General features: G+C 67.8%; 25 protein-coding genes and 4 tRNA genes. 13 read left to right on the top strand and 16 right to left on the bottom strand.

Features of this window, described 5'->3' with window-relative positions:
* Positions 1-171: 171 nt before the first annotated feature.
* The 10 genes from GQ674_RS06525 to GQ674_RS06570 all read right to left on the bottom strand — a co-directional run bounded on the left by GQ674_RS06525 (position 172) and on the right by GQ674_RS06570 (position 6,093).
* Positions 172-248, bottom strand: a tRNA-Arg gene (locus GQ674_RS06525).
* Between the two features lie 80 nt (positions 249-328).
* Positions 329-405, bottom strand: a tRNA-Arg gene (locus GQ674_RS06530).
* A 53-nt stretch (positions 406-458) separates the two neighbouring features.
* Positions 459-535: transfer RNA gene (locus tag GQ674_RS06535), tRNA-Arg, on the bottom strand.
* Between the two features lie 61 nt (positions 536-596).
* Entirely contained in the window at positions 597-1,436 is an 840-nt protein-coding gene (locus tag GQ674_RS06540) for an alpha/beta fold hydrolase (RefSeq protein ID WP_159496416.1), read from the bottom strand.
* Complete coding sequence (gene thiD, locus GQ674_RS06545; protein WP_159496417.1) at positions 1,433-2,242, bottom strand: bifunctional hydroxymethylpyrimidine kinase/phosphomethylpyrimidine kinase; 810 nt, start codon at positions 2,240-2,242, stop codon at positions 1,433-1,435. The genes GQ674_RS06540 and thiD overlap by 4 nt, the downstream gene beginning before the upstream one ends.
* A 36-nt stretch (positions 2,243-2,278) precedes the next feature.
* Positions 2,279-2,950, bottom strand: a complete 672-nt coding sequence (locus tag GQ674_RS06550) for a YoaK family protein (RefSeq protein WP_159496418.1) — start codon at positions 2,948-2,950, stop codon at positions 2,279-2,281.
* A 42-nt stretch (positions 2,951-2,992) separates the two neighbouring features.
* Positions 2,993-3,499 carry a hypothetical protein gene (locus GQ674_RS06555; RefSeq protein ID WP_159496419.1) on the bottom strand — a complete coding sequence of 169 codons (507 nt, stop codon included), beginning with the start codon at positions 3,497-3,499 and terminating at the stop codon, positions 2,993-2,995.
* Complete coding sequence (locus GQ674_RS06560) at positions 3,496-4,893, bottom strand: PhoH family protein (protein ID WP_128095536.1); 1,398 nt, start codon at positions 4,891-4,893, stop codon at positions 3,496-3,498. Before GQ674_RS06560 ends, GQ674_RS06555 begins: the two co-directional genes overlap by 4 nt.
* A gap of 81 nt (positions 4,894-4,974) precedes the next feature.
* On the bottom strand, positions 4,975-5,454 hold the full coding sequence (locus GQ674_RS06565) for a peroxiredoxin (RefSeq protein WP_038689098.1): 480 nt from the start codon (positions 5,452-5,454) through the stop codon (positions 4,975-4,977).
* A gap of 78 nt (positions 5,455-5,532) precedes the next feature.
* Positions 5,533-6,093, bottom strand: coding sequence for a glycine cleavage system protein R (locus tag GQ674_RS06570; protein WP_038689096.1), 561 nt, complete (start codon positions 6,091-6,093; stop codon positions 5,533-5,535).
* Positions 6,094-6,256: 163 nt separating this feature from the next.
* Between GQ674_RS06570 and dapA the strand changes: the two genes are divergently transcribed.
* On the top strand, positions 6,257-7,150 hold the full coding sequence (gene dapA / locus GQ674_RS06575; protein WP_159496420.1) for a 4-hydroxy-tetrahydrodipicolinate synthase: 894 nt from the start codon (positions 6,257-6,259) through the stop codon (positions 7,148-7,150).
* Between the two features lie 27 nt (positions 7,151-7,177).
* Positions 7,178-7,699 (top strand): hypothetical protein, encoded by a 522-nt coding sequence (locus tag GQ674_RS06580; protein ID WP_159496421.1) that lies wholly within the window; start codon positions 7,178-7,180, stop codon positions 7,697-7,699.
* A gap of 149 nt (positions 7,700-7,848) precedes the next feature.
* On the opposite strand, the gene fdxA is transcribed toward GQ674_RS06580, so the two are convergent.
* Positions 7,849-8,172 carry a ferredoxin FdxA gene (gene fdxA, locus GQ674_RS06585; protein ID WP_108764771.1) on the bottom strand — a complete coding sequence of 108 codons (324 nt, stop codon included), beginning with the start codon at positions 8,170-8,172 and terminating at the stop codon, positions 7,849-7,851.
* A 152-nt stretch (positions 8,173-8,324) separates the two neighbouring features.
* Complete coding sequence (locus GQ674_RS06590) at positions 8,325-9,233, bottom strand: SMP-30/gluconolactonase/LRE family protein (protein ID WP_159496422.1); 909 nt, start codon at positions 9,231-9,233, stop codon at positions 8,325-8,327.
* A gap of 292 nt (positions 9,234-9,525) precedes the next feature.
* Here GQ674_RS06590 and GQ674_RS06595 point away from each other — a divergent pair, with 292 nt between their 5' ends.
* Positions 9,526-10,956, top strand: a complete 1,431-nt coding sequence (locus tag GQ674_RS06595; protein ID WP_159496423.1) for a sugar porter family MFS transporter — start codon at positions 9,526-9,528, stop codon at positions 10,954-10,956.
* A 152-nt stretch (positions 10,957-11,108) separates the two neighbouring features.
* On the opposite strand, the gene GQ674_RS06600 is transcribed toward GQ674_RS06595, so the two are convergent.
* Positions 11,109-11,183, bottom strand: a tRNA-Glu gene (locus GQ674_RS06600).
* 44 nt (positions 11,184-11,227) lie between these two features.
* Here GQ674_RS06600 and pcnB point away from each other — a divergent pair.
* From pcnB to pgi, 7 genes are all read left to right on the top strand, one after another.
* The gene (gene pcnB / locus GQ674_RS06605; protein ID WP_201290225.1) at positions 11,228-12,607 is read left to right on the top strand and encodes a polynucleotide adenylyltransferase PcnB; all 1,380 of its coding nucleotides are present in this window, start codon (positions 11,228-11,230) and stop codon (positions 12,605-12,607) included.
* 3 nt (positions 12,608-12,610) lie between these two features.
* Positions 12,611-13,099: a 2-amino-4-hydroxy-6-hydroxymethyldihydropteridine diphosphokinase gene (gene folK / locus GQ674_RS06610; protein ID WP_128095888.1), complete on the top strand. Its 489-nt coding sequence runs from the start codon at positions 12,611-12,613 to the stop codon at positions 13,097-13,099.
* A 31-nt stretch (positions 13,100-13,130) separates the two neighbouring features.
* Positions 13,131-13,946: a 3-methyl-2-oxobutanoate hydroxymethyltransferase gene (gene panB / locus GQ674_RS06615; RefSeq protein WP_159496424.1), complete on the top strand. Its 816-nt coding sequence runs from the start codon at positions 13,131-13,133 to the stop codon at positions 13,944-13,946.
* Positions 13,943-14,785 (top strand): pantoate--beta-alanine ligase, encoded by an 843-nt coding sequence (panC, locus tag GQ674_RS06620; RefSeq protein ID WP_128095890.1) that lies wholly within the window; start codon positions 13,943-13,945, stop codon positions 14,783-14,785. The genes panB and panC overlap by 4 nt, the downstream gene beginning before the upstream one ends.
* A gap of 19 nt (positions 14,786-14,804) precedes the next feature.
* On the top strand, positions 14,805-15,122 hold the full coding sequence (locus tag GQ674_RS06625) for a DUF5076 domain-containing protein (RefSeq protein WP_159496425.1): 318 nt from the start codon (positions 14,805-14,807) through the stop codon (positions 15,120-15,122).
* 162 nt (positions 15,123-15,284) lie between these two features.
* Positions 15,285-15,665: an aspartate 1-decarboxylase gene (gene panD / locus GQ674_RS06630; protein ID WP_038689075.1), complete on the top strand. Its 381-nt coding sequence runs from the start codon at positions 15,285-15,287 to the stop codon at positions 15,663-15,665.
* Positions 15,662-17,176 (top strand): glucose-6-phosphate isomerase, encoded by a 1,515-nt coding sequence (gene pgi / locus GQ674_RS06635; RefSeq protein WP_159496426.1) that lies wholly within the window; start codon positions 15,662-15,664, stop codon positions 17,174-17,176. The genes panD and pgi overlap by 4 nt, the downstream gene beginning before the upstream one ends.
* Before the next feature lie 312 nt (positions 17,177-17,488).
* On the opposite strand, the gene GQ674_RS06640 is transcribed toward pgi, so the two are convergent.
* Both GQ674_RS06640 and GQ674_RS06645 read right to left on the bottom strand, forming a co-directional pair.
* Positions 17,489-18,067, bottom strand: coding sequence for a response regulator transcription factor (locus tag GQ674_RS06640; RefSeq protein WP_128097693.1), 579 nt, complete (start codon positions 18,065-18,067; stop codon positions 17,489-17,491).
* Positions 18,064-19,290, bottom strand: a complete 1,227-nt coding sequence (locus tag GQ674_RS06645; protein WP_159496427.1) for an ATP-binding protein — start codon at positions 19,288-19,290, stop codon at positions 18,064-18,066. The genes GQ674_RS06640 and GQ674_RS06645 overlap by 4 nt, the downstream gene beginning before the upstream one ends.
* A 128-nt stretch (positions 19,291-19,418) precedes the next feature.
* Here GQ674_RS06645 and ispG point away from each other — a divergent pair, with 128 nt between their 5' ends.
* From ispG to GQ674_RS06660, 3 genes are all read left to right on the top strand, one after another.
* Positions 19,419-20,684: a flavodoxin-dependent (E)-4-hydroxy-3-methylbut-2-enyl-diphosphate synthase gene (gene ispG, locus GQ674_RS06650; RefSeq protein WP_159496428.1), complete on the top strand. Its 1,266-nt coding sequence runs from the start codon at positions 19,419-19,421 to the stop codon at positions 20,682-20,684.
* Positions 20,665-21,414: a phosphatase PAP2 family protein gene (locus GQ674_RS06655; protein WP_159496429.1), complete on the top strand. Its 750-nt coding sequence runs from the start codon at positions 20,665-20,667 to the stop codon at positions 21,412-21,414. The genes ispG and GQ674_RS06655 overlap by 20 nt, the downstream gene beginning before the upstream one ends.
* A 181-nt stretch (positions 21,415-21,595) precedes the next feature.
* On the top strand, positions 21,596-22,243 hold the full coding sequence (locus GQ674_RS06660; protein ID WP_038689063.1) for a response regulator: 648 nt from the start codon (positions 21,596-21,598) through the stop codon (positions 22,241-22,243).
* Between the two features lie 110 nt (positions 22,244-22,353).
* Here the strand turns inward: GQ674_RS06660 and GQ674_RS06665 are convergent, their stop codons facing one another.
* Positions 22,354-23,013, bottom strand: coding sequence for a bifunctional 4-hydroxy-2-oxoglutarate aldolase/2-dehydro-3-deoxy-phosphogluconate aldolase (locus tag GQ674_RS06665; RefSeq protein ID WP_159496430.1), 660 nt, complete (start codon positions 23,011-23,013; stop codon positions 22,354-22,356).
* Positions 23,014-23,098: the final 85 nt, after the last annotated feature.

Consider the following 23,098-nt stretch of genomic DNA (forward strand, 5'->3'; position numbering starts at 1 on the left):
GTGCCGGCCGCTGGCCGGCTGCAGGCAGATATTCGACCGTTCGGTAGAGCCGGGCTCTGCCGGCTCCAGGCAGATCTTCCAACGTTCATGGCGAGCCGGTCGGCGCGCGCACTCACTGCAGCACGCAAAAAAAAACAGCAGCCCAAGGCTGCCGTTTTTTCATCGATGCAATGGTGCGCCCGGAGAGATTCGAACTCCCGACCGCCTGGTTCGTAGCCAGGTACTCTATCCAACTGAGCTACGGGCGCATTTGCATTGTCTGGTTTTGCGTCCTGCCACACGTGTTGCCACGTTCGACGGGAGGGCAGGCAAGCCTGCTGCGATGTAATGGTGCGCCCGGAGAGATTCGAACTCCCGACCGCCTGGTTCGTAGCCAGGTACTCTATCCAACTGAGCTACGGGCGCATTTACATCACGTTGTACTGCTGATGCCAACGGCGGAGTTGGCAACCTGTTGATGGTGCGCCCGGAGAGATTCGAACTCCCGACCGCCTGGTTCGTAGCCAGGTACTCTATCCAACTGAGCTACGGGCGCGTCAACAGGAGCGGAATTATGCGGATGTGAGCCGCATTCGTCAACGCCTTTGTGAAGAACTTCATTGAACTGAATGAAAAAGCAGCGCGGCCACGGCCTGCGGCGATTTCATCCATGCGAAGTGATCCGCACGCGTTTCCAGCGTCGTGGCATCCAGCACGTGCAGCGAGGCCTGCACCTGCGGCAGCTTGGCCAGCAGGCCCTGCATCGAAGGCACCGGCGCCAGCCAGTCCTGCGCCATCACCACGGCCGTGGCATGGCCGCGCACGTGGCGCAGGCCGGCCTCCAGGTCGTCGGTGATGCCGACACCCGCGTAATGATTGTTCAGCCCGACCCGGGCCCAGTCGCGGATCAGGCCGCGCGCCTCGGTGCCACCGAACCCCAGGCGGCGCCCGTGCAGCACGCCCTGGCGCTGCGCCAGCCAGGGCAGGAACCGGTAGATCAGCGGCAGCGTCCAGCCGCGTGGCGCCGGGAAAGTGCGCCAGTACGGCGTGCCGCTGGCGACCAGCCACAGTTGCTGGAACACCGTGGGATGCCGCCCGGCAAAGCAGCAGGCCAACTGCCCGCCCAGACTGTGCCCGCCAATGATGGCCTGATTGCCGGTGCCGCCATCGAGTGCGGCCAGGCTGGCCGGCAGGTCGTGGTAGAGGATCTCGCGGTAGCCCCAGTCCTGCCCGCGCGCGGGGCGCAGGCTGCTGCTGCCGTTGCCGCGCCACTCGTGCAGGTACACGGCAATGCCGCGCGCGGCCAGCGCATCGGCCAAGGGCAGGTAGTGACGCGCGGCCACGCCCAGTGCCGGCAACCACAGCAGCCGCGCACGTGGTTGCGCCGGCACGCGGGCCAGAACGTCGAAGCGGTGGCCGTCGGCGGCCACGACCGGCAACGTCAGCGTCTCGATCATGCCGGGCGCGCCGCGCCGACGTGGTCGATCACCAGCACCTCGCTGCGCCCCGGGTAGTACCCGCCTTGCAGGCCGCGGGCGACGTAGTCGATGGCCGCTTCACAGGCGTTGGGCAACGACAGGCCCTGGCACAGCTGCGCGGTGATCGCCGAGGCCAGCGTGCAGCCGGTGCCATGCGCGTCCACCGGTAGGCGCGCGTGGATGAACTCGTCGCGGGTGACGCCGTCGAAGAAGCGGTCAACCACGCGGGCACCCTCGTGCAGGTGTCCGCCTTTCAGCAGCACCGCACCGGTGCCCAGGTCGAGCAGGGCCGCAGCGGCATCTTCGGCTTCGTCGGCGGTGGTGATGGTGCGGCCGAGCAGCAGCTCCGCTTCGGGGATGTTCGGGGTCAGCAGCGTGGCCAGCGGCAACAGGCGCGTGCGCATCGCATGCAGCGCGCTGTCTTCGAGCAGCTTGGCACCGCTGGTGGCCACCATCACCGGGTCCAGCACAACGTGCGTGGGACGGTACTTCTCCAGCGCGTCGGCCACCAGCCCGATCACCTCGGCATTGGCCAGCATGCCCAGCTTCACGGCATGGATGTCGAAGTCGGCAAAGCAGGCGTCGATCTGCGCCTGCAGGAACGCCAGCGGCGGCACGTGGACCGCCGTGACGCCCCGGGTGTTCTGCGCGGTCAGCGCGGCGATCGCCGACAGGCCATGCACGCGGTGCGCGGCAAACGCCTTGAGGTCGGCCTGGATGCCGGCGCCACCGCCGGAGTCGGAACCGGCGATGGTGAGGGCGGAAACGGGAGAAGAGGGAGTCATGCGGCGATTGTGCAGTGTTTGCCGCGGGCGTGCTGCTCAGTGCGGGCGCCAGTGCCGCCATTGCTGGAACAGCATGTAGCCCAGGCCGGTGCAGCCGGTCAGCAGGGCAGGGGCCAGCAGCGCGTCGTACCCCCAGCGCAGGAACAGCCAGGCGCCCACGATGCCGCCGGCGAGGAAGCCGCTGACGATCAAGCCACTCAGGGTCAGGCGCCGGATCGGCAACGGCAGTCCGCGCAGCAGGTGGCCCAGGCCGATGCCCAGGTCGGTGAACATGCCGCTGAGGTGGGTGGTGCGCACCACAGCGCCGCTGAAGGTGGTGGCCATGGCGTTCTGCAGCCCGCAGGCCATCGCCGCGGCCAGTGCGCCCCAGATCTGCTGTTGCTTGAACAGTGGAATGGCGGCCAGCAGCAACAGCGATTCCAGCGTAAGCACCACGCCATAGCGGCGGCCCAGCTGCAGGGTGTTGTCCTGCACGATCATGCCGCTGAGCATCGCGCCCAGGCAGAACGCGATCAGCAGGCCCCACAGGTGGCCCACCACGCGCCAGTCGCCCTGTGCCAGCGCCATGCCCAGCTGGCTGGTGGTGCCGGTCATGTGGCTTACCGCCTGGTGCTCGAATCCCAGGAAGCCGACCACGTTGACCATGCCGGCCACGCAGGACAGCGCGATCGCACCGATCCATACCCATGTCGGAAGCCGGATGCTCATCCGGCGTGCGGGCGGCTCATCACGGCACGGTCAGCGCCATGGTCACCGGCCCTTCGGCGGGCCGTTGAACTGCACGTCGGAGAAGGTGCCGGTCGCCGGGTCGAACACCGCGCCCCAGAACTGTGCGCCGCCGTCACACACCCGGATGGCGTCGCGGGAGGGGTCGATATCGGCACCGTCCGGCAGATGGAAGGCGTTGAGGTAGATCACCTGCCTGCCACCCATCTCGATGCCGACGTACTGCCGGTCGAAATCGCCGGCGTTGGGCACCTGGGCCTCCAGCCGGGGCAGCTGGGCTTCCAGCTGTTCCACCTGCTGGCGGCTGGGCGCCCAGTAGCCAGTGACTGCCCCGGCCTCGCGGCCGGGACTGGAACGTGAGCAGGTGTCGAGCACCTGGGCGGCGATCACCGGGCGGGTGACCACCCAGGACTGGCCGGTCTTGACCGCGGTGGGCACGCTGGCGCCCGGACGGACGTTGGCGGGCGTGCAGGCCGCCGCCAGCGCAGCAAGCGCCAGCGGCAGGACGGCACGGGACAGGGGACGATTCACAACACCTCCGAGGCGTAGTCGGCCAGGCGCGAACGCTCGCCACGACGCAGCGTGACGTGGGCGCTGTGCGGCCAGTTCTTGAAGCGGTCCACCGCGTAGGTCAGGCCCGAGGTGGTTTCGGTCAGGTATGGGGTGTCGATCTGTTCGACGTTGCCCAGGCAGACGATCTTGGTGCCGGGGCCGGCACGGGTGATCAGGGTCTTCATCTGCTTGGGGGTGAGATTCTGCGCTTCGTCCAGGATCAGGTAGCGCGACAGGAAGGTACGCCCGCGCATGAAGTTCAGCGAGCGGATCTTGATCCGGCTGGCGATCAGGTCGTTGGTGGCCGCGCGGCCCCACGCGCCGCCTTCCTGGGTGTGGGTGAGCACTTCCAGGTTGTCGGTGAGCGCGCCCATCCACGGCGTCATCTTCTCTTCCTCGGTGCCGGGCAGGAAGCCGATGTCCTCGCCGACGCTGACCGTGGCGCGGGTCATGATGATCTCGCGGTAGCGCTGCTGGTCCATGGTCTGGGCCAGGCCGGCGGCCAGCGCCAGCAGGGTCTTGCCGGTACCGGCGGTGCCGAGCAGGGTGACGAAATCGATCTCCGGGTCCATCAGCGCGTTGAGGGCGAAGTTCTGCTCGCGGTTGCGCGCGCTGATGCCCCACACCGCGTGGCTGCCGTGGCGGAAGTCGTTGACCAGCGACAGGGTGATCTTGTCGCCATCCACCTTGGCCACGCGCAGTTCGACTTCATCGTCCCCGGGCAGGTACGCATACTGGTTGGGGTGCCAGTTCTCGTCTTCGCTGGCGATGATTTCGTAACTGGTGCGGCCCTTGTCGCTCCAGCTGCGCAGGTTGTCGGTGTGCTTCTTCCAGAAATCTTCCGGCAGTTCGGTGGCGCCGGTGTAGAGCAGGCTGAAATCATCCAGCGCGCGGTCGTTTTCGTAGTCTTCGGACACGATGCCGGCGATGGCCGCCTTGATCCGCAGGTTGATGTCCTTGGAGACGAACACCACCGGGATCTCGGGGATCTGTTCCTTCAGTGCCAGGATCGCGCCGAGGATGGCGTTGTCCGGGATGACCGCGCCAAAGCTCTTGCCCGCATCGAAGTGACTGGTCTGGAACCGCAGCAGGCCCACGCTCTGCTTGCCGCGCAGCTGCAGCCCGTTGGGCCGTTGCAGCGGAATGCCGTCGGCCAGGTTGTCCAGGCCCGACGCCTGCACCAGCTCGTTGAGGAAGCGGCTGACCTGGCGCGCGTTGCGGCTGGCCTCGGTGGTGCCCTTCTTGCCGTTGTCCAGCTCTTCGATCACCTGCATCGGCAGGTAGACATCATGCTCCTCGAACTTGAACAGCGCGGTCGGATCGTGCATGAGCACGTTGGTATCCAGAACGTAGATGCGCTTGCCTCGGGTCATCGTCATTTCCTGGTGGCAGAACAGGGACAAGCCATCACAGCCTGCAGGGCAGGGTGATGGCCATTGGGGGGTGCAGGTTGGTCACTGGGTTTTCGCGGCCTTCAGGGCTTCAAGGACGGTGTCTGCGTGGCCGGCCACCTTGACCTTGCGCCACGCCTGCACGATACGACTGTCGGGCGAAATCAGGAAGGTGCTGCGCTCGATGCCGCGCACCTGCTTGCCGTACATGTTCTTGAGCTTGATCACGTCGAAGGCGGTGCACAGCGCTTCGTCGCCGTCGCTGATCAGCGGGAAGGCGAAGCCCTGCTTGGCGCAGAAGTTGTCGTGGGATTTGACCGAATCGCGGGAAACACCGAACACGCGCGCATCGAGGCGGGTGAATTCGGGCAGCAGCGCGTTGAAGTCGATGCCTTCGGTGGTGCAGCCCGGCGTGCTGTCCTTCGGGTAGAAATACAGCACCAGCCACTGGCCGGCGAGTGCGCCGAGGGAGGTGTGCTCGCCGCCGGACAACGCCAGCGGCAGTGCGAGGGTGGTGCTGTCCAGGGTGTCGCCGTCGTTCATGGGTTCCTTTCCGGATCCTGGGGTCGTGCCATTACACCTGCATGAAACGCCGCGCGCCCGTGACGAACGCGCGAACAATCAGAACTTCATCGGATCCATGATGGCATCCAGGTTCAGGTGGTCGCAGAATTCGAGGAAATCGTCGCGCAGCGCGGCGATGTGCATGTTGGCCGGCACCCCGATGGTGACCTGCGCCGAGAACATCTCCGCGCCGGTCTGCATCGCCCGGTAGCGGGTGCTCTGCAGGTTTTCGATGGTGATGCCCTGGCGGTCGAAGAAATCGGCCAGCTGGAACAGGATGCCCGGCTTGTCGGCGGCAATCACTTCCACGATGTACGGCAGCAGGTTGGATTGCGCCTGCTTGGCACCGGTGCGGTACCACACCAGCTTCAGGCCTTCTTCGCGCTCGAGCCGGGTCAGCATGGCTTCCAGCTTGGCCACCGCGTCCCACGAGCCGGTGGCCAGCGCGGTCACCGAGACATCGCGGCCGACCGTGGCCAGGCGTGCATCAACCAGGTTGCAACCGCTGTCGGAGATACGCCGTGTGACAGGCAGCAGGGGGGACTCCGGATGCGTCGTGTAGGCGTTGATCAGGAGATGGTTTTCGGTCGGCGCAGGCCGCGGCGTGGTGTCGGTCAAGAGGGTTCCGGGTGATGCAAGGTGAGTCTGAACGGCCGGCGACGGCACGTTCGCCGGAGTCCAGCATACTTGCCCGTGCTTTCGACCCGCAAGTAACATGCAACCTACATCCGGCCGGCGTTTAGGCCCGCTGGGTTCCCCCTTTCTTCCGAGCAACGTTTCCTTGTCCCTTTCCGGTCTCATCACCGCGCTGGCCACGCCTTTCAAGGCCGATGGCGCATTGGATCCCGACGGTTGGCAGCGCCTGCTGCACCTGCAACTGGAGGGTGGCGTTCACGGGGTGGTGGTGGCCGGTTCGACCGGCGAGGCCGCGACCCTGTCCGACGACGAGTACGACCAGCTGCTGCGCAGCGCGGTCAAAACCGTGGCCGGGCGCATCCCGGTGCTGGCCGGGACCGGCCTGTCGGGCACGGCGAAAACCATCGAACAGACCCGCCGGGCCGCCGCCAGCGGCGCCACCCATGCGCTGGTGGTGACCCCGCCGTACGTGCGGCCCACCCAGGAAGGGCTCATTGCCCACTACCGCGCCGTCGCCGACCAGGGCGGGCTGCCGGTGATCCTGTACAACGTGCCCGGGCGCACCGGCTGCGACATGCGGCCCGAAACCGTGGCCGTGCTGGCCGCGCACCCGAACATCGTGGGTATCAAGGAAGCCGTGGGCGATGTGGGCCGCGTGCAGGCCCTGATGGCGCTGCGTTCGGCCGATTTTGCCGTGCTCAGTGGCGATGACGGGACTGCGGCGCGCTCGATCCTGTCCGGCGTGGATGGCCTGATCTCGGTGGGCTCCAACGCGCTGCCGGGCGCCTACCGACGCATGTGCGACCTGGCCGCGGCCGGCGAGCGCGAGGCGACCGAGGCGTGGGATGCCCGCCTGGAGCCGTTCCATGAATTCTGCGGCGTGGAGTCCAATCCGATCCCGGTGAAGGACCTGCTGCGCCGGATCGGCATCGGCCACGGGCTTCGCCTGCCGCTGCTGTCCCTGTCCGCGGCGCATCACGCCGCTGCCGAACACCTGGCCACCGACATCGGTGCGCTGGAAGCACTATCCAACCACTGACCACCCGTGGTCACCCAGGAGATTCCCATGCGTCAATCCGTTTCCGCCATCCGCGTGCTGTCCTTCGCGATCCTGGCCACTGCCACCCTCGTGGGTACCACTGGTTGCTTCAAGCGCGGGGCCAAGGGCGACTACGCGCTGGCGCCGGAAATGCGTCCGCTGGAAGTGCCGCCGGACCTGAACGCCCCGGGCGGCAGCCCGGCCGCCCAGGTGCCGGTGCTGGCCTCGCAGGCGGCCAGGCCGGCGCCGGCGGCAGCGTCCACCCAGGCCCCGACCAACGCGGCCGGCTTCACCGTGCCGGGCAGCAAGGACGAGGTATTCGGCAAGGTCGGCACCGCGCTGGAATCGGTGGCCGGCGTGAAGATCGCCAGCAAGGCACAGCTGCTGGGTTCCTATGACGTGGCCTACGAAGGCAGCGACTTCCTGGTTCGTGTGGTCGGCGTGGAAGCCGGCGCCTACGTGTCGGCCGTCGACCCGCGCGGTCTGCCGGCCACCGGTGCCGCCCCGACCAAGCTGCTGGGCGAGCTGAAGGCGAAGCTGGCTCCGTAAGGGACGCCGGCGGCAGGTCCGGACCGGCTCGGCGCTGAAGGCGTTGGGCCCGGGAGCAGCCAGCCAGTGGCCGGCACTACCCGTCATCTGTCAGCGATACGAAAAAGGGCGCCCATGGCGCCCTTTTTCGTTGCCGCCGCTTTGGGGGCTCAGCGTTCCAGCAGTGGCAGCTTGTCCGGCTTGCCGTCCCATTCGCCGGCGTCGGCGGGCGGGTCCTTGCGCACGGTCAGCACCGGCCAGGCCTTGGCCAGCTCGGCATTGAGGCCCACGAACACTTCCTGCCCGGCGGGCACGTCGTCTTCGGGGAAAATCGCGTTGACCGGGCATTCCGGTTCGCACAGGGTGCAGTCGATGCACTCGTCCGGGTCGATCACCAGGAAGTTCGGGCCTTCATGGAAGCAATCCACGGGGCACACTTCCACGCAATCGGTGTGTTTGCACTTGATGCAGTTTTCGGTGACAACGAAAGGCATGGGGAAATCCGGCGTTAAGCCGCGTAATTCTAGAACAGGTTGTGACTGAATGCTGGCGCGGCGTACTCGACCGGCCCGCCCCGAGGACTGCGCAGGCACGCGCAGCCCTTGTGCAGCAAGGCGTTGCGGGGTCTGCTTCGCCCTGCAACCGGTCAGTTCACGCGGACCCGGCTCTCCGGGAGGCCGGGATGCGCCTGGGGCGCGCTGAACAGGCTGCCGGCCTGCGGGCTGGCCGCCAACTGTTCGGGCGTGTGGTCCAGCTGCGAACTGATCACGTACAAGGTGCGCAGGTCGGGGCCGCCGAAGGCAACGCAGGTGGGGTTCTTGACCGGCACCGGCTGCACCTCCAGCAGTGCGCCGTCGGCGCCATAGCAGCTCACCTGGCTGGCCCGCCATTGCGCGTTCCAGACCCGCCCGTCGGCGTCCACCGCTGACCCGTCGGGCTCGGCAGCGCGGTTGGCCAGCGTGGTGAACACACGCACGTTGGCGGTGCTGGCGCGCTCGGGGTCGTAATCGCAGGCCATGATCTGCGGCGTCACCGAGTCGCACCAGTACAGCGTGCGGCCATCCAGGCTGAAGCTGATCGCGTTGGGAATCACGATGCCCGGCAGCGGCAGTGTGCGCAGGCCGTGGCGGCTGGAGTACTGATAGAAGCGGCCATCGGCAGCCCGCGCCGGGTGTTCGTTCATCGTGCCGAACACGAAGTTGCCGTGGCGGTCGGCGCGGCCATCATTGCTGCGCGTGTATGCGTTGTGTGGGTCCACATCGGCCAGCCACTGCAGCGGCAGCGCATCGTCGGTAGCGGCGGCCAGGTCGGCGCGGTGCAGCGAACTGACCAATGCGACCAGCAGCGTGCCATCGTCGAACAACCCGATGCAGCCGGGCCGGTCCGGCAACACCCAGTGGCGCGTGCTGCCGCTGGCCGGGGTGTGCTGCCACAGCCGACGTTCGGCGATGTCCATCCAGAGCAGGCTTTGCCGCCGGTCGCACCAGAGAACGCCCTCGCCGTGGGTGCAGCGGCTGTCCACCGCCAGCGTGGCCGTCGCGCGTTCGAGGCTCATTGCGACGCACCGGTGGGCATCCGCACCATCGGCGTGGCGCCACAGCGGGATGGGGCACTCAGGCGGACGTTCATGGGCATGGACAGGCGCTCCTCGACAATGCTGCGCCACGCCCGGGAGTGGGCAGGGCGGCCAGGCGGGCATGGTCGCAGTGGAGGGCGTCGGTGTTCAACCGGTCGTCGCCGTGCCCCGGTCCACCCGCCGCCGCCCAGCCGGCACGAAAGGTATGAGAACCTGCGCCATCCGTCCCTGCTGCGGTCGTGCGCAGCGTCCCTTCAACCCAGGGTTTCCCATGACCAGTGCTTCGCTCAGCAGTACACGTGCCGGCAGCGGCGAGAACACCGGCTTCATCGTCCTGATCAGCTGCGTGGCCACCATCGGTGGCTTCCTGTTCGGGTTCGACAGCGGCGTGATCAACGGCACCGTCGATGGCCTCAAGGACACGTTCCAGTCCAGCTCGGCCGGGATCGGCTTCGAGGTCGCCTCGATGCTGCTCGGCTGCGCGATCGGTGCGTTCTTCGCCGGCCGCCTGGGCGACCGGCTCGGCCGCCGCGGCGTGCTGATCATCGCGGCCGTGATGTTCCTGTTCTCGGCCCTGGGGGCCGGTGCGGCGTACAGCTCCACGGTGTTCATCATTGCCCGGGTGATCGGCGGGTTCGCGGTCGGCGCGGCCAGCGTGATGTCGCCGGCCTACATTGCGGAGGTGGCCTCGGCCCGGTACCGCGGCCGGTTGGCCACGGTGCAGCAGATCGCGATCATCAGCGGGTTGTTCTGTGCCTTCCTCAGCAACTATCTATTGGCCAAGGCGGCCGGCGCCTCCACCGAGTCCCTGTGGCTGGGCCAGGCGGCATGGCGCTGGATGTTCTGGATGCAGGCCATTCCCTCGCTGCTGTTCTTGTGCCTGTTGCTGGTGATCCCGGAAAGCCCGCGCTTCCTGGTGGTCAAAGGGCGGCATGACCAGGCCCTGGCGGTGCTGACCCGTCTGTATGGGCCGGCCGAGGCCCAGGCCAAGATCACCGAGATCGAAGGCTCGCTATCCCAGGACCAGCACCGCCCGACCTTCTCGGACCTGATCAGCAAGGCCACCGGCAAGCTGCGCCCGATCGTCTGGATCGGCATCGGTCTGGCCGTGTTCCAGCAGCTGGTGGGCATCAACGTCGTCTTCTACTACGGCGCGGTGCTGTGGCAGGCGGTGGGCTTCTCGGAGAACGACGCGCTGCTGATCAACGTACTCTCCGGTGCGCTCAGCATCGGCGCCTGCCTGGTCACCGTGGTGCTGATCGACCGCATCGGCCGCAAGCCGCTGCTGTGGATCGGCTCGGTGGGCATGGCGATCTCGCTGGCGCTGGTCACCATCGCCTTCGCCAGCGGGTCGCTGGATGCCGGCGGCACGCTGCAGCTGTCTGACAGCATGGGCGTGCTGGCGCTGGTCGCGGCCAACGTCTACGTGATCTTCTTCAACATGTCCTGGGGCCCGGTGATGTGGGTGATGCTGGGCGAGATGTTCCCCAACCAGATCCGCGGCTCGGGGCTGGCGGTGGCCGGTGCGGCGCAGTGGACGGCCAACTTCGCCATCACCGTGTCCTTCCCGGTGCTGCTGGGCAGTATCGGTCTGGCCGGGGCCTATGGCATCTATACGGTCGCCGCGGTGCTGTCGGTGTTCTTCGTGCTGCGCTTCGTCAACGAGACCAAGGGCAAGGAGCTGGAGCAGATGGAGGGCTGAGCGCCCGCCCGACCGGGGCGACCCGGTCGGGCGGTGCAGCGGGCAGCGCGTGCTCCCCGCTGCGCGCCTGGCAGGGCAGGGGCCGGCGGGCCTGGGCCTGGAACGCAAAAAACCCCGCCATGGCGGGGTTTTTGGCTGCCGTGCAGCGCGACTGGTGCTCCCTAGGGGACTCGAACCCCTGTTTTAGCCTTGAGAGGGCCACGTCCTAACCATTAGACGAAGGGAGCAGACTTTGTCGCGAACTGCGCAGCGCGCTAGTATATGGACCTAGATGCCATTGGGCAATCCCGAAAACTCAACCGGAAGCGCCAACATCAATTCTTCTGCTACATCACCGTTCAGCCTGCGCGTGATTCCGCGCGACCAGCACACCATCTCCCGCAAGGACATCAGCCCCAACGCGTTGCGCGTGTTGTACCGGCTGCGTGATTCCGGGTTCGCTGGCTACCTTGTCGGGGGCGCCGTGCGCGACCTGCTGGTCGGAGGCAACCCCAAGGACTTCGACGTGGCCACCGATGCCACCCCGGAACAGGTCAAGGCGCTGTTCCGCAACTGCCGCCTGATTGGCCGCCGCTTCCGGCTGGCCCATGTGGTGTTCGGTCGCGAAATCATCGAAGTGGCCACCTTCCGCGCCAACATCGACGATGGCAGCGGCGACCGCGAGATGGAAAACGGCATGCTGGTCCGCGACAACGTCTACGGCAGCATCGAAGACGACGCGATCCGCCGTGACTTCACCTGCAATGCCTTGTATTACGCCATCGAGGATTTCTCGGTGCGCGACTACACCGGCGGCTTCGAGGATGTCCAGGCGCGCCTGATGAAGCTCATCGGCGACCCGGAAAAGCGCTACCAGGAAGACCCGGTGCGGATGCTGCGCGCGGTGCGCCTGGCCGCCAAGCTCGGCTTCCAGATCGACGACGCCAGCGCCGAGCCGCTGCCGCGGCTTGCCGGCCTGCTGGCCGAAGCCGCGCCGGCGCGCCTGTTCGAGGAAGTGCTCAAGCTGTTCCTGTCCGGGCACGGCGTGGCCAGCTTCGAAGGCCTGGAGCGCTACGGCCTGCTCGATGTGATGTTCCCCGAGAGTGCCGCCGCACTGCGCAGCAACCGCAGCGGTGCGTTGCGCCGCATGGTCATCGAAGGCCTGCACAACACCGACCTGCGCGTGGCCAACGATGAGCCGGTGTCGCCGTCGTTCCTGTTCGCGTTGCTGCTGTGGCCGGCGTTCTGCCGCGCCCTGGCCAGCCTGCAGAAGCAGGGCGTGGCGCTGGAAGAGGCGCAGCGTCGCGCCGCCGACCGGGTCACCCTGCACCAGCTGACCACGATCGCGCTGCCGCGCCGCTTCTCGCTGCCGATGCAGGAGATCTGGCTGCTGCAGGGGCGCTTCGGCTCGCGCCAGCGCAAGCGCGTGATCCGCACCCTGACCCATCCGCGCTTCCGCGCCGCCTACGACTTCCTGGTGTTGCGCCAGGTGGCCTCCAGCGAGCACAGCGCCGATGTCGAGTTCTGGCGCGAAGCCCAGCTGCAGTCCGGCCCGGAGCTGGATTCGGCACTGGATGCGGCGCATGTCGAGGGTGACGTCGACGAAGACGGTGCGCCGCGCAAGCGTCGGCGTCGGCGCCGTCGTCCGGGCGGGGCCGCCACGGGCGAGTAAGACGTGACCGCTGCCTGCATTGGATTGGGCGCCAACCTGGGAGACGCCGCGCAGACCCTGCGCGATGCGTTCCAGGCCCTGGCGGGGTTACCGCGGACCACGCTGCGCGCGCGCTCGCCGCTGTACAGCACGCCGGCCTGGGGCAATGAAGACCAGCCGGCGTTCGTCAACGCCGCCGCGCTGCTCGACACCGCGCTGGACGGTCCGGAACTGCTGGAGGCGCTGCTCGGCATCGAGCGTGATTTCGGCCGGGTCCGCGCGCCGGGCGTGCACTGGGGGCCGCGGACGCTGGACCTGGACCTGCTGCTGTTCGGCGAGGACATCATCGACCTGCCGCAGCTGAAGGTCCCGCATCCCCACCTGCACGAGCGCGCGTTCGCGCTGCTGCCGCTGGCCGACATCGCCGCCGATGCGGTGATTCCCGGTCACGGCCGTGTGCGGGATGCTGTGATGCGGGTCGAGGCCTGCGGGATCGCGCCAATAGGGGGATAATGCGGGGCTTATCGCCACCGGTTATCAGCTCATGAGTACCCACGCAGACAGCAAGCCCTGGACCGTTCCCGCCCTGGCCGAGGCCAAGCGCAACGGCCAGAAGCTGGTGATGTTGACCGCCTACGACGCCGGGTTCGCGCGTGCGTTCGACGCCAACGGCGTGGACCTGATCCTGATCGGCGACTCGCTGGGCATGGTGGTGCAGGGGCATGATTCGACCCTGCCGGTCACCACCGACGACATGGTCTACCACACCCGTGCCGTGGCCCGCGTGCTGCAGCGTGCACTGCTGGTGGCCGACCTGCCGTTCGGCGCCGACGCCACCCCCGAGCGCGCGCTGGATGCCTCGCTGCGCCTGCTGCGAGCGGGCGCGGAGATGGTCAAGATCGAAGGCGCCGGCTTCAAGCTGGACATCATCCGCTATCTGGTCGAGCGTGAGATCCCGGTCTGTTCGCACCTGGGCCTGACCCCGCAGTCGGTGCTGCGCCTGGGCGGCTACCGCGTGCAGGGCCGGGGCGATGCCGCCCAGCAGCTGCGCGACGACGCCAAGGCCGCGGTCGAGGCCGGTGCCACCCTGATCGTGCTGGAGTGCGTGCCCACCCCGGTGGCCACCCAGGTCACCGCCGACGTGTCCGTGCCCACCATCGGTATCGGCGCCGGCCCCGGCTGCGATGGCCAGGTGCTGGTGCTGCATGATTTCCTCGGCCTGGACAGCGGCCATCGCCGACCCAAGTTCGTCAAGGATTTCCTTGCCGACGGCGGGTCGGTCGCCGGTGCTGTCCGTGCCTACGCCGACGCCGTGCGCGACGGCTCCTTCCCCGACGCAGAACACGCCTACGCCTCATGATCGAAACCGTCACCGAACTGTCCCGCCTGCGCGCCGTCGTCAACGGCTGGAAGCGCGAGGGCCTGCGCGTCGCGCTGGTCCCCACCATGGGCAACCTGCATGCGGGCCACTACTCGCTGGTCACGCTGGCGCGGCAGTACGCCGACCGCGTGGTCTCCAGTGTCTTCGTCAATCCGACCCAGTTCGGCCCCAACGAGGACTTCACCCGCTACCCGCGCACCCCGGAAGCCGACACCTCCGGGCTGGAGCAGGCCGGTTGTGATGTGCTGTGGCTGCCCACGGTCGAATCGATGTACCCGTTCGGCATTGAACTGGCGGCCAGCGTCAACGTGCCCGGCATCAGCGGCCTGCTGGAAGGCGCCCACCGCCCGGGCCATTTCGATGGCGTGTGCACGGTGGTCTCGCGCCTGTTCAACCAGGTGCAGCCGGACGTGGCCGCCTTCGGCAAGAAGGACTACCAGCAGCTGGCGGTGATCCGCCAGATGGTGGAAGACCTGGCCTTCCCGATCCAGATCGTGGGCGGGGACATCGTGCGTGAAAGCGATGGCCTGGCCATGAGCTCGCGCAACCAGTACCTCAACGCCGACCAGCGCCCGGTCTCGACCACCATCCACCAGGTGCTGCTGGGCATGCGCGAGGGCTTCATCGCCGGCAAGACCCGCAGCCTGATCGAAGCCGACGCCACCGCCGCCCTTCAGGCGGCCGGGTTCCAGGTGGACTACGCCGTGGTGCGCAAGCCGGACCTGTCCGAGCCGGCCGACGCCAATGACGGTACCCGCGTGGCTTTGATCGCCGCGCGCATCGGTACCACCCGGTTGATCGACAACCTGGAGTTCTGAGGGCGCCCCCGCACAGCCGATGAACGAACGCCCCATACCCCCGGCCGCGCTCGCCGACGACCATGCCGTGGAGATGCTGCGGGTGTGGGTCGCCGCGCGCGGCCTGCACTGTTCGATGAAGATCGGCATGCACGAACCGTCGCTGGGCATTGCCGAGGAGCGGGCCTGGGGGATGATTCTGGCCGACACCGCCCGCCACCTGGCCGAGGGCATCGCCGGCCTGCGCGGCAGCGCCGACGCGGCCGCGCCGCTGGAGGCGATCATCGGCCACTTCCTGGCCGAGGTCGGCCAGCCGGCGGGCCCGGTCAGCGGCGGTGGGGCCGACGGCGACGCCTGAGGCGGCAGGCGGACCGGCTTCCCGGGCCAGACCGCACAGGGGCTGGGAGGGCCGGGACTGGCTGAACGGAGGGCAGCGTCCTCGCCGGGCGGGGCGTTCAGGACCTGCCGCTGATCCGGCGGGTGCTAGAATTTCCCTTTCCTTTACCGTTGTCCCGTTGCCATGCATCTGTCCCTGCTCAAGACCAAGATCCACCGCGCCACCGTCACCCACTCCGAGCTGAACTACGAAGGTTCCATCGCCATCGATGACAACCTGCTGCAGGCCACCGGCATCCGTGAGTTCGAACAGGTGCACATCTGGGACGTCACCAACGGTGCGCGTTTCTCCACCTATGCCATCCGTGCCGAGGCCGGCAGCGGCGTGGTGTCGCTCAACGGCGGCGCGGCGCGCCACGTGCAGGTCGGCGACATCATCATCATCGCGGCGTTCGCCAGCATGAGCGAAGAAGAAGCTGACAGCTTCAAGCCGAAGTTGGTATATGTGGACGGCAAGAACCAGATCTCCCACACCAACGACAGCATCCCGACCCAGGCCGCATGACACAGCACAACGGATTCGACCCGCTCCACTCCCATGCCCAGCGCCTGCGTGGCGCAAGCATCCCTTCGTTGATCGCTGCCGAACCGGGCCGCGCGCAATCGCTGGGGCTGCGGGTCGGCCCGTTGTACGTCAATTTCGCGCGGCAGAAGTACGACCGCGCGGCCTTGGACGCACTGCTGCAGCTGGCCGCCGAGCGCGATGTCGCCGGCGGCTTCCAGCGCCTGTTCCGCGGTGAAACGGTCAACCTGACCGAAGGCCGCGCGGCGCTGCATACCGCGTTGCGGGGCGACCTCAGTGGCGCACCGGTGGCCGGCGAAGCCTTCGCCACCGCCGCCCAGGTCCGCGCGCAGATGGGCGAACTGATCGCCGCGCTGGAAAAGACCAACGTCACCGACATCGTCAGTGTCGGCATCGGTGGCTCGGACCTCGGTCCGCGCCTGGTGGCCGACGCGCTGCGTCCGGTCAGTGGCGCGCGCTTCCGCGTGCATTTCGTGTCCAACGTGGACGGCGCCGCCATGCAGCGCACGCTTGCCACGCTCGACCCGGCCACGACCGCCGGCGTGCTGATTTCCAAGACCTTCGGTACCCAGGAGACCCTGCTCAACGGGCAGATCCTGCACGACTGGCTGGGCGGCAGCGAGCGCCTGTATGCGGTCAGCGCCAACCCGGAGCGGGCGGCCAAGGCCTTCTCGATCGCCGCCGGCCGCGTGTTGCCGATGTGGGACTGGGTGGGCGGGCGCTACTCGCTGTGGTCGGCGGTCGGGTTCCCGATCGCGCTGGCGATCGGCTTCGAGCGTTTCGAGCAGCTGCTGGCCGGTGCCGCGCAGATGGACGAACACGCGCTTACTTCGCCGCTCGCACAGAACCTGCCGGTCCTGCATGCCCTGACCGATATCTGGAACCGCAACCTGCTGGGCCATGCCACCCATGCGGTGATGACCTACGACCAGCGCCTGGCGCTGCTGCCGGCCTACCTGCAGCAGCTGGTGATGGAAAGCCTGGGCAAGCGCGTGCAGCTGGACGGCAGCCCGGTGGCCAGCGACACCGTGCCGGTGTGGTGGGGCGGGGCAGGCACCGATGTGCAGCACAGCTTCTTCCAGGCACTGCACCAGGGGACCAGTGTGATCCCGGCCGATTTCATCGGCTGCGTGCGCAACGATGACCCGTACGAGGTCAACCACCAGGCGCTGATGGCCAACCTGCTGGCGCAGACCGAAGCGCTGGCCAACGGCCAGGGCAGCGATGATCCGCACCGTGCGTATCCCGGCGGCCGCCCGAGCACGCTGATCCTGCTCGACGCGCTCACCCCGCAGGCGCTTGGCGCGCTGATCGCCATGTACGAACACGCCGTGTATGTGCAGTCGATCATTTGGAACATCAACGCCTTCGACCAGTTCGGCGTGGAGCTGGGCAAGCAGTTGGCAAGCCAGTTGCTGCCCGCGTTGCAGGGTGAAGCCCATGCCATCACCGATCCGGTGACGCTGGAACTGCTGGGCCGGCTGACGGCCTGACCACCGCGTAGAGCCGACCGTTGGTCGGCTAAAAGGCCGGGTAGAGCGCACCGTTGGTCGGCTATCGCGTGCAACGCGCGGGGTTGATCGTTGTGGCGAAGAGCAGCCGACCAACGGTCGGCTCTACCGGTTGATGCGCCCGTGTTTGAGCAGCCGACCAACGGTCGGCTCTACCGGTTGATGCGCCCGTGTTTGCGCAGCTGACCAACGGTCGGCTCTACCGGTTGATGCGCCCGTGTTTGAGCAGCCGACCAACGGTCGGCTCTACCGACTCGTGCGGCCGGTGTTTGCGCGGTCGATTCGCGCCCGGCCTTACCGGCTCGGGTCGCGCTCCGGACTCGGCCGCTTGGCCAGCTTGCGCTGCAGCGAGCGGCGGTGCATGCCGAGCAGGCGCGCGGCGGCCGACACGTTGCCGCCGGTTTCGTGCATGGCCTGCTGGATGTGTTCCCACTGCAGCCGGCTGATCGGGGTCATCGCGTCCGGCGGCTCCAGGTCGCCATCGTCGGCCGGGCCATCGTCTTCTTCGCCCAGCGCACGCAGGATCATCGGCACCGTGGCCGGCTTGGGCAGGTAATCGTCGGCCCCCAGCTTGATCGCCTCCACCGCGGTGGCGATGCTGGCATAGCCGGTGACCAGCAGGATCCGCATGTCTTCGCGCAGGGCGCGCAGCGGCTGGATCAGCGACAGGCCGGATTCGGCGCCCAGCTTCAGGTCGATCAGCGCATACGCCGGCGGGTTCTGCCGGGCCAGCAACAGCGCCGAGGCGATGTCGCTGGCGGTCACCGTTTCCAGGCCCTTGCGGCCCAGGCTGCGCTGCAGGGTGCGCAGGTACAGCTCGTCGTCGTCGACCAGCAGGCCATGGCTGGCAGCGGGCAGGGCGGGAATGTTCATGCGGAAGTCTCCGAAGACGTCAAAGGCAGGCGGAAGCCGACGCGGGTGCCGGCGCCGGTGGCCGGGCGCATCCACAGTTCGCCGTCCAGGCGTTCAATGGTGGCATGCGACAGGGCCAGGCCCACGCCCATGCCCTGCGCCTTGCCGCTGTTGAACAGGGTGCCGGGCAGAACCGCCTGGCGGGCATCGAAGCCGTGGCCGTAGTCGCGCACTTCGCCGATCAGGGTGTCCCCTTCGATGCGCAGCGTCAGGTCCACCTGCGGGCGCTCGGCTTTCTCGCCGGCGTCGGCAGCGTTGTTGAGCAGCACCATCAGCAGGTGGCCGATGCCCGGGTCCAGCGGCAACTTCAACGGTGCGTCCTCGTTGCGCTTGAGGGTGATGGTCGGGCGCACCAGCCGCCACTGTTCCAGCACCTGCGGCAGCGTCACCACGTCGCGCCCGGGGGCATCCCCGGCCGCCGGGCGGGCCAGCGCCAGGACCCGCTCGCGGCACTGCACCAGCAACTCGCGCAGCGTGTCCACGTCATCGCGCACTTCGCTGCTGTTGGTCTGGTCGGCGATGTCGTCGGCCAGCAGGGTCATGGTGGCCAGGGGGGTGTTGAGCTCATGGGCCACCGACGCGGCGTGGGTGGCCAGGGCCACGATGCCTTCGTTGCGCACGAAGCGTTCGCGCAGCAGGGCCAGCTCATGCTCGCGGTGGCGCAGGGCGATCGCCAGCCGGGTGGCGAACACCAGCACCACGGTGGCCGAGAGCAGGAAGTTGCAGACCACGCCCCACTGGTGCATCTGCATGGCGGTGAAGTAGCCGGCCGGCAGGGGCAGCCCGAAGATGCCGCTGACCGCATAGCCGATCAGGCAGGTCGCGGCCACCGCCAGGGTCCAGCGCAGGGGCAGGGCGAGTGCGGCCAGGGCGATCAGGATAAGGAACAGGGAGCCGAACGGATTGCCGATGCCGCCGCTCCAGCCCACCATCCAGGTGAGCACGCAGACGTCCACCAGGATGTGGCCGAAGGCGGTCACCGGCGCGGTGTCGGCGTCGTTCACCCGCAGCTGCGCGTACAGGTTGAACAGGGTCAGCGCGGCCACGCCGGCCCACAGCGGCAGCTGCGGCAGTTCCAGCCCCAGCACCGAGGTGGCCACCAGGATCGTGGCGGCCTGGCCGGCCACGGCCAGCCAGCGCAGGCTGCACAGGGTTCGGAGGAAGGGGGCGTCGGTGCCGGTCATTGCGCACATCCTATGCGGTCGGGGGCTGGCCTGCCTGCGACAATCGGCCGCATCGGTTGAATGAGCACCGACCAACGGTCGGTAACCACCCCGCGCGCGTGAACACGCTCGGCGCGCTAAAATGGGGAATGCATGACGCCGTGACCCAACCGACCCAACCGTCCGACACCACCGTGTGGGCCCGCCGCCAGACCCAGGCCGTCCGCATCGGCGGCGTGGTGGTGGGCGGGGGCAGCCCCGTGGTGGTGCAGTCGATGACCAACACCGACACCGCCGACATCGCCGCCAGCGTCAAGCAGGTGGCCGAACTGTGGCGGGCCGGGTCGGAGATGGTGCGGCTGACGGTCAACAACCCCGAGTCGGCCGCGGCCATCCCGCGGATCGTGGAAAAGCTGCAGATGATGGGCATCGACGTGCCCCTGATCGGCGATTTCCACTACAACGGCCACCAGCTGCTGACCCAGGAGCCTGCCTGCGCCGAAGCCCTGGCCAAGTACCGGATCAACCCCGGCAACGTGGGGTTCGGCAAGAAGAAGGACACCCAGTTCGCGCAGCTGATCGAGTTCGCGATCCGCTACGGCAAGCCGGTTCGCATCGGCGCCAACTGGGGCTCGCTGGACCAGTCGCTGGCGGCCCGACTGATGGATGAGAACAGCCAGCGCGCCCAGCCTTGGGACGCCGGCCGCGTGCTGCGCGAGGCGCTGATCCGTTCGGCGCTGGATTCGGCGCATACCGCGGTCGAGCTGGGCCTGCCGCGCGATCGCATCGTGCTGTCGGCCAAGGTCAGCGGCGTGCAGGAACTGATCGCGGTCTACCGCGACCTGGCGCAGCGCTCGGATTTCGCCTTGCACCTGGGCCTCACCGAGGCAGGTATCGGCAGCAAGGGCATCGTGGCCTCGTCGGCGGCGCTGGCCGTGCTGCTGCAGGAAGGCATCGGCGACACCATCCGCATTTCGCTCACCCCCGAGCCGGGCCAGTCGCGCACCGCCGAGGTGATCGTGGCCCAGGAACTGCTGCAGACCACCGGCCAGCGCGCCTTCACTCCGCTGGTCACCGCCTGCCCGGGCTGCGGCCGAACCACCTCCGAGTTCTTCCAGGAGCTGGCCAAGGTGGTGCAGAACCATGTGCGCGAGAAGATGCCGGTCTGGAAGGTCAGCCACCCCGGTGCCGAGAACATGACCCTGGCGGTGATGGGCTGCATCGTGAACGGCCCGGGCGAGTCGCGCCACGCCAACATCGGCATTTCGTTGCCCGGTACGGGTGAAACCCCGGCTGCGCCGGTGTTCGTGGATGGCGAGAAGGCCGTTACCCTGCGCGGCGACAACATCGCCCAGGATTTCGTGGCGTTGATCGACGAGTATGTCGAGCGAAAGTATGTCCGCAGCGTCGGATAAGCCCGACGTTCTGGCCGGCCAGGAGCCGGTCGCCGGGTTCCGCCATTGGATGGCGCACAACGCGTGGCGGTTCGTCCTGCTGTTCGCCGGCGTGCTGCTGCCGCTGGCCGGTTTCGTGGCATTGGCCGATGAAGTGCACGAATTTGAATCGTTCCACTTCGACGCGCCGCTGCTGTGGAAGATGCATGGCCTGCATTCGCCGGGGCTGGACCAGTTCTTCACGCTGCTCTCCAAGCTCGGATATGAGTGGTTCCTGATCCCGGCCGACGTGCTGATCGTGCTGGCGCTGCTGTGGCGCAAACGGTGGCGCGAGGCGAGTTTCGTGGCCATCAGCTTCGTGGGCTCGGCGCTGTTGAACCTGGGCAGCAAGCAGTTCTTCCAGCGCGACCGGCCCAGTCTGTGGGAATCGATCGCCCCGGAAAGCACGTTCAGCTTTCCCAGCGGCCACGCGATGGGCTCGATGACCCTGGCGGTCACGGTGGCCCTGCTGGCCTGGAACACCCGCTGGCGCTGGCCGGTGCTGGTGCTGGCGCCCGGGTTCAGCGTGCTGGTCAGCGTGTCCCGGGTGTACCTGGGGGTGCACTATCCCTCCGACATTCTGGCCGGTTGGTGTGCCGCCCTGGTTTGGGTGGTAGGGTGCTTCCTGGTCATGTTCCGGCGCCGGCATCCCTGGCGCCACCGACCCCGCGCCGGGGTATCGGCAGCACAGGCCGATCGCGACGGGGTATAGGCGTACAGTAATAGGCGTAGTAAACCGATATGGCCTGGGGTGAAAGGCGTAGGGGGAGGGGCAATCCGGCGTGGTTGTGATGCGGGCACCAGAATGCGCCGACGGGGAGGTTTCTTCCTTGTTATCGCAACATCCCGCCGCTAGGCTTGCCCCCGTTCGCAGCGTTTGAAGAGGTGCGTGGATGACGATTCGAGTGTATCTGGTGGACGATCATGCGCTGGTGCGAACCGGCATGAAGATGATCCTGTCCAACGAGACCGATATCGAGGTAGTCGGTGAAGCGGACTCCGGCGAAGATGCGTTGCCTGACATCCGTCAGCTGCGACCGGACGTGGTGCTGTGCGACCTGCACCTGCCGGGCGTCAGTGGTATGGAAGTCACCGAACGGGTGGTGCGTGGCGACCACGGCACCCGCGTGGTGATCGTCTCGGTGCTCGAAGACGGCCCGATGCCCAAGCGCCTGCTCGAAGCGGGCGCCTCCGGCTACATCGGTAAGGGCTGCGATGCACAGGAACTGCTGCGTGCCGTGCGCGACGCCGCGCTGGGCCGGCGCTACCTGGGCAGCAGCATCGCGCAGAACCTGGCGCTGTCCAACGTGGAAGGCACCCAGTCGCCGTTCGACGCGCTGTCCCCGCGCGAACTGGAAGTGGCGTTGCTGCTCACCCAGGGCCTGCGCCAGGAAGACATCGCCAAGCGCTTGAGCCTGAGCGCCAAGACCGTCAACACGCACAAGGCGCGCCTGTTCGAGAAGATGGGCATCCACGACAACATCGCGCTGGCCCGCATGGCCAGCCAGTACGGTCTGGTGGATCCGGCGCGGCCGATGTAGCCGCCTGCAACGATGGCGCGAACAAAAACGCCCGGGCATGCCCGGGCGTTTTGTTTCCGGCCCATCACCGGTAGAGCCACGCCATGCGTGGCTGCTCCGCCGCCAGTACCTCAGTGCGCGCGCACCCGCGCCACGATCTTCGCCGCCTGCGCCGCGCTGTCGCGCACCTTGTCCCACTGCCCGTGTTCGATCCAACTGCCCGGCACCATCCACGAGCCGCCGATGCAGACCACGTTCTTCTGCTCCAGGTACTCGGCCGCCGTATCCTCGGTGATGCCACCGGTCGGGCACAGCTTCAGGTCCGGAATCGGCCCGGCCAGGCCCTTGATCATCGCCAGCCCGCCCACCGCCGAGGCCGGGAACAGCTTGCACACCCGGAAGCCGCGCGCATACAGCGCCAGCATCTCGGTCGGCGACGCCGCACCCGGCACCACCGGCAGTGCCGCCTGCGCCAACGCATCGGCCATGTGCGCCGGCGTACCCGGCGTCACCAGGAAATCCGCGCCCGCATCGATCGACTGCTGCATCTGCGCCACGGTCAGCACCGTACCGGCACCCACCACCACATCGGGCAGCTCACGCTTCAGCATCGCCAGCGCGTCCATCGCCACCGGCGTACGCAGGGTCAACTCGATCGCCGGCAACCCACCTTCCAGCAACGCCGCACTGACCGCACGGGCCTGGTCGAGCGTATGCACGGTCACCACCGGCAGGATGCCGGCTGCATGCAGCAGCTCGGCTGCGCGCTTCTGATGTTGCTCGATGCTCATTGTTGTCGTTCCCTTTGCTGATTCGAGCGACGCCCTCAAGGCGCCGCGATATGTCGGGAGGGAGCGGTTGGCCCCCTTCGGGACC

The organism is Stenotrophomonas sp. 364 (genome assembly GCF_009832905.1).
Classification (GTDB): domain Bacteria; phylum Pseudomonadota; class Gammaproteobacteria; order Xanthomonadales; family Xanthomonadaceae; genus Stenotrophomonas; species Stenotrophomonas maltophilia_AP.

Coding starts and splice junctions, on each gene's coding strand:
- GQ674_RS06540 (WP_159496416.1), bottom strand. CDS start 1,436: ATGATCGAGACGCTGACGTTGCCGGTCGTGGCCGCCGACGGCCACCGC.
- thiD (WP_159496417.1), bottom strand. CDS start 2,242: ATGACTCCCTCTTCTCCCGTTTCCGCCCTCACCATCGCCGGTTCCGAC.
- GQ674_RS06550 (WP_159496418.1), bottom strand. CDS start 2,950: ATGAGCATCCGGCTTCCGACATGGGTATGGATCGGTGCGATCGCGCTG.
- GQ674_RS06560 (WP_128095536.1), bottom strand. CDS start 4,893: ATGACCCGAGGCAAGCGCATCTACGTTCTGGATACCAACGTGCTCATG.
- GQ674_RS06565 (WP_038689098.1), bottom strand. CDS start 5,454: ATGAACGACGGCGACACCCTGGACAGCACCACCCTCGCACTGCCGCTG.
- GQ674_RS06580 (WP_159496421.1), top strand. CDS start 7,178: ATGCGTCAATCCGTTTCCGCCATCCGCGTGCTGTCCTTCGCGATCCTG.
- fdxA (WP_108764771.1), bottom strand. CDS start 8,172: ATGCCTTTCGTTGTCACCGAAAACTGCATCAAGTGCAAACACACCGAT.
- GQ674_RS06590 (WP_159496422.1), bottom strand. CDS start 9,233: ATGAGCCTCGAACGCGCGACGGCCACGCTGGCGGTGGACAGCCGCTGC.
- GQ674_RS06595 (WP_159496423.1), top strand. CDS start 9,526: ATGACCAGTGCTTCGCTCAGCAGTACACGTGCCGGCAGCGGCGAGAAC.
- pcnB (WP_201290225.1), top strand. CDS start 11,228: ATGCCATTGGGCAATCCCGAAAACTCAACCGGAAGCGCCAACATCAAT.
- panB (WP_159496424.1), top strand. CDS start 13,131: ATGAGTACCCACGCAGACAGCAAGCCCTGGACCGTTCCCGCCCTGGCC.
- panC (WP_128095890.1), top strand. CDS start 13,943: ATGATCGAAACCGTCACCGAACTGTCCCGCCTGCGCGCCGTCGTCAAC.
- GQ674_RS06625 (WP_159496425.1), top strand. CDS start 14,805: ATGAACGAACGCCCCATACCCCCGGCCGCGCTCGCCGACGACCATGCC.
- panD (WP_038689075.1), top strand. CDS start 15,285: ATGCATCTGTCCCTGCTCAAGACCAAGATCCACCGCGCCACCGTCACC.
- pgi (WP_159496426.1), top strand. CDS start 15,662: ATGACACAGCACAACGGATTCGACCCGCTCCACTCCCATGCCCAGCGC.
- GQ674_RS06640 (WP_128097693.1), bottom strand. CDS start 18,067: ATGAACATTCCCGCCCTGCCCGCTGCCAGCCATGGCCTGCTGGTCGAC.
- GQ674_RS06645 (WP_159496427.1), bottom strand. CDS start 19,290: ATGACCGGCACCGACGCCCCCTTCCTCCGAACCCTGTGCAGCCTGCGC.
- ispG (WP_159496428.1), top strand. CDS start 19,419: ATGCATGACGCCGTGACCCAACCGACCCAACCGTCCGACACCACCGTG.
- GQ674_RS06655 (WP_159496429.1), top strand. CDS start 20,665: ATGTCCGCAGCGTCGGATAAGCCCGACGTTCTGGCCGGCCAGGAGCCG.
- GQ674_RS06660 (WP_038689063.1), top strand. CDS start 21,596: ATGACGATTCGAGTGTATCTGGTGGACGATCATGCGCTGGTGCGAACC.
- GQ674_RS06665 (WP_159496430.1), bottom strand. CDS start 23,013: ATGAGCATCGAGCAACATCAGAAGCGCGCAGCCGAGCTGCTGCATGCA.